Genomic DNA, 3,659 nt, shown 5'->3' with positions numbered 1-3,659 from the left:
GTGTTCGTCGTCCTGTTCGTGGTGGCCGGTGGCTACGCCGGATACAAGTTCATCCGTTCCATGGGCGGACCCGAGGATTTCGACGGATCGCCCGGCCCGCTGGCCGTGGTCCAGGTGCACACCGGTGACACCGCCGAACAGATCGCGCAGACCATGGTCGAGAAGGGGGTCGTGCGCAGCAGCGGCGCCTTCTATCAAGCGGCCATGCGCAATTCGGGCATCACGTCGGTGCAGCCGGGCTATTACGCGGTGCCGACGCACAGCAAGGGCACCGATGCGGTCGCGGCGCTGCTGAAGAAGACTTCCCGGGTGGGCAATGTGGTGGTCTCCGAAGGGCGGCGGCTGCACGACTCCACCGATGTGAACACCGGCGCCCGCAACGAGGGCATCTACCGCAAGATCGCCGACGCCAGTTGCGTCGGGACCGGTGCGGACAAGAAGTGCGTCACCTACGAACAACTCGATGCCGCCGGGGCGACCGCCGACGCGACCGCGCTGGGCGTTCCGGGCTGGGCCGTCGACGCCGTGCGCAAGGTTCCCGATCGCACCCGCCAGCTCGAGGGGATGATCGCCGCGGGCGCCTGGGATTTCGATCCGTCCGGCACGCCCGAGCAGATTCTGGCGCAGCTGGTGAGCGAGAGCGCCGCCGGCTACGAGACGACCGGACTGTTGCAGTCGGGGGCGACGAACAAACTGAACCCCTATCAGACGCTGATCGCGGCCTCGCTGGTCGAACGGGAGGCGCTGCCGCAGGACATGACGAAGGTGGCCCGGGTGATCGTGAACCGGCTCGCGGTCGATCAACCGCTGCAGCTCGATTCCACGGTCAACTACACCCTCGACCGCACCGAGGTCGCCACTACGGACGCCGACCGCGCCCGCAAGACCCCGTGGAACACCTACGCCATGCCGGGGTTGCCGGCCACACCGATCTCCTCACCGTCGCTGGATGCCCTGCGCGCGGTGGAGAGTCCGGCGCCGGGACCGTGGCTGTACTTCGTCACCGTCGACAAACAGGGGACCACGATGTTCACCGAGAGCTACAGCGAACATCTGCGCAATATCCAGCGCGCCCAGCAGAGCGGAATTCTCGACAGTGGCCGATAACGGGACGAGGTCGGGGCGCAAGGCCGCGGTACTGGGCAGCCCGATCGCGCATTCGCGGTCACCGCAACTGCATCTGGCCGCCTACCGCGCGCTGGGCCTGGACTGGACCTACGAGCGCATCGAATGCACCGGCGAGCAACTGCCCGGCCTCGTCGACGGGCTGGATTCGGACTGGGTCGGGCTGTCGGTGACGATGCCGGGCAAGGTCGCGGCACTGAACTACGCCGGCGAGCGGACCGAGCGTGCCGTTCTGGTCGGCTCCGCCAACACCCTGGTGCGCACGGCGAGCGGGTGGCGAGCCGATTGCACCGATGTGGACGGCGTGCGCGGTGCGTTGCAGGGCGGCGGCGTGGAATCGGTGCGCCGCTCGGTCGTGCTCGGGGCGGGTGGCACCGCGCGACCGGCGCTGCTGGCGCTGTCGGAACTCGGCGCCGAGACGGTCACCGTGGTCGCGCGCGACGCGGAGCGGGCCGAGCCGACCCTCGCGCTGGCCCGCGAGCTCGGGTTGGCGCCGGAGTTCTCCGATTTCGACGCCGATCGGGTGCGCGCGGCGTGTGCGCGCGCCGACGCGGTGGTCAGTTCGGTACCTGCCGCCGGTGCGGCGGTGGTGGCCGACGCGGTCGCGGCGGCGCCGGTGGTGCTCGACGCGATCTACGACCCGTGGCCGACGCCGCTGGCTACGGCCGTACGGCGCGCGGGAAACACCGTCATCAGCGGATTGCAGATGCTGCTGAATCAGGCCTACGGGCAGGTCGAACAGTTCACCGGCCGGCCCGCGCCGCGGGCGGCGATGGCAGCGGCTCTGGATCTTCGTGACTTCTAGAACGGGTTCCAATTCGATGACGTCACAACACAGGCTAAGGTGATCGACATGAATTCGTGGGTGTTGCGCGCCATAGTCCTCGGTGCGCTGACCGTCGTACTGCGAACCCTGCTGGGTTTCGGCATGATCTACTCGCCGACCAACGGCTCGTGGATGCGCATCCTGTGCTTGATCGTGCTGGTCGTCGCGGGCGTGGCCTGGGGGCTGATCGACGGTCGCAGTGATCGGCGGGCCAATCCCGACCCGGAGCGTGGCGGCGCCGACCTCACCATGCGCTGGCTGAAGGCCGGCGTGGTCGGTGGTGTGGGCAGTGGGCTGGTGGCGTGGCTGCTGGATTTCGTGCCGAAGTTCGATCTCGGCGACAACGGGCTGCTGTTCGAGTTGACCGCCGGTGCCTCGTTCATCGTGCTGATGATCTTCATTCCGGCGATGGTCGGCGTGGCGATCGGCCGGTTCCTGGTGGGCCGGGATCGGCGCAAGAGCGAATCCTCGGTGCCTCCGGCGGCGGCCTCCCCGGCCTGATCGCGGACTGATCGGCTCATCCGGGCCGCGGATCGTCTCCGCGGCCCGGATTTTCGTGTCCTAGAGCAGAATTCCGCCGGCGGGGCTGTCCTCGCGGGCGATGGTCGCGTAGGCCGCGGCCAGCAGCGACGGGTCGGGACCCTCCAGGCGGCCCGGTTTGGCCAGGCCGTCGAGCACGACGAACCGAAGAATGCCCGAGCGGGTCTTCTTGTCGGTCTGCATGGTTTCCAGCAGCTGCGGCAGTGCGTCGGCGTCATAGGTGGTCGGCAGGCCGACGCTCTCCAGGATCGCGCGATGGCGATCGGCGGTGGCATCGTCGAGGCGACCGGCCAGCCGGCCGAGTTCGGCCGCGAAGACCAGACCGACCGACACCGCCGCACCGTGGCGCCACCGGTAGCGTTCCCGGCGCTCGATCGCGTGGCCGAGGGTGTGGCCGTAGTTGAGGATTTCGCGCAGGCTCGCCTCCTTGAGGTCGGCGGCCACCACGTCGGCCTTCACCTGGATCGCGCGGCGGACCAACTCCGGCAGCACGTCGCCCTTCGGGTCCAGGGCGGCGGCGGGGTCGCGTTCGATCAGATCGAGGATGACCGGGTCGGCGATGAATCCGGCCTTGATGATCTCGGCCATTCCCGCGACGATCTCGTTGGGCGGCACCGTTTCGAGGGTGACCAGGTCCACCAGCACGGCCGACGGCTCGTGGAAGCAGCCGACCAGGTTCTTCCCGGCCTCGGTGTTGATTCCGGTCTTGCCCCCGACCGCCGCGTCGACCATCGCGAGCAGTGTGGTCGGCACGTGGACGACCTTCACACCACGCATCCAGGTGGCGGCGACGAACCCGGCCAGATCGGTGGCCGCACCGCCGCCGAGGCTGATCACGACGTCCTGCCGGGTCAGGCCGATGCGGCCGAGCACCTCCCAGCAGAAGCCCGCGACCGGGAGATCCTTACCGGCCTCGGCATCCGGAATCTCGATGCGATGCGCGTCGAGGGTGTCACCGTGCGGGCCGACGGCCTGCTCGGCCAGCGCCTGCCGCACCACTTCCGCGGTCTCGGTCAGCGGCGGCTGATGGAAGATCGCCACCGTCCGCACTCCCGGCTGGCGGGCGACCTGCTCGACCAGTTCGCCGAGCAGCCCCCGGCCGATGATCACCGGATACGGATCGGCGGTACGGACCTCGATGCGGGTGGGCTCGCTCATGTGTGCTGCT

General features: G+C 69.1%; 4 protein-coding genes. 3 read left to right on the top strand and 1 reads right to left on the bottom strand.

What is annotated here, in order from left to right; translation table 11 throughout:
• The 3 genes from ON23_RS39265 to ON23_RS16335 all read left to right on the top strand — a co-directional run.
• Positions 1 to 1,107 (top strand): endolytic transglycosylase MltG (locus ON23_RS39265; RefSeq protein WP_051042764.1); only part of this gene is annotated, 1,107 nt, incomplete at its 5' end.
• Entirely contained in the window at positions 1,097 to 1,930 is an 834-nt protein-coding gene (locus tag ON23_RS16340; RefSeq protein ID WP_039779207.1) for a shikimate dehydrogenase, read from the top strand. The genes ON23_RS39265 and ON23_RS16340, both read left to right, overlap by 11 nt.
• A 48-nt stretch (positions 1,931 to 1,978) precedes the next feature.
• The gene (locus ON23_RS16335; RefSeq protein ID WP_036502750.1) at positions 1,979 to 2,452 is read left to right on the top strand and encodes a B-4DMT family transporter; all 474 of its coding nucleotides are present in this window, start codon (positions 1,979 to 1,981) and stop codon (positions 2,450 to 2,452) included.
• A gap of 60 nt (positions 2,453 to 2,512) precedes the next feature.
• Here the strand turns inward: ON23_RS16335 and aroB are convergent, their stop codons facing one another.
• Complete coding sequence (aroB, locus tag ON23_RS16330) at positions 2,513 to 3,649, bottom strand: 3-dehydroquinate synthase (protein ID WP_039779206.1); 1,137 nt, start codon at positions 3,647 to 3,649, stop codon at positions 2,513 to 2,515.
• Positions 3,650 to 3,659 lie beyond the last annotated feature (10 nt).

The organism is Nocardia cerradoensis NBRC 101014 (assembly GCF_000308535.1).
Taxonomy (GTDB): Bacteria; Actinomycetota; Actinomycetes; order Mycobacteriales; family Mycobacteriaceae; genus Nocardia; species Nocardia cerradoensis.
This window is presented reverse-complemented; position numbering and strand designations above follow the sequence as displayed.

Coding starts and splice junctions, on each gene's coding strand:
- aroB (WP_039779206.1), bottom strand. CDS start 3,649: ATGAGCGAGCCCACCCGCATCGAGGTCCGTACCGCCGATCCGTATCCG.
- ON23_RS16335 (WP_036502750.1), top strand. CDS start 1,979: ATGAATTCGTGGGTGTTGCGCGCCATAGTCCTCGGTGCGCTGACCGTC.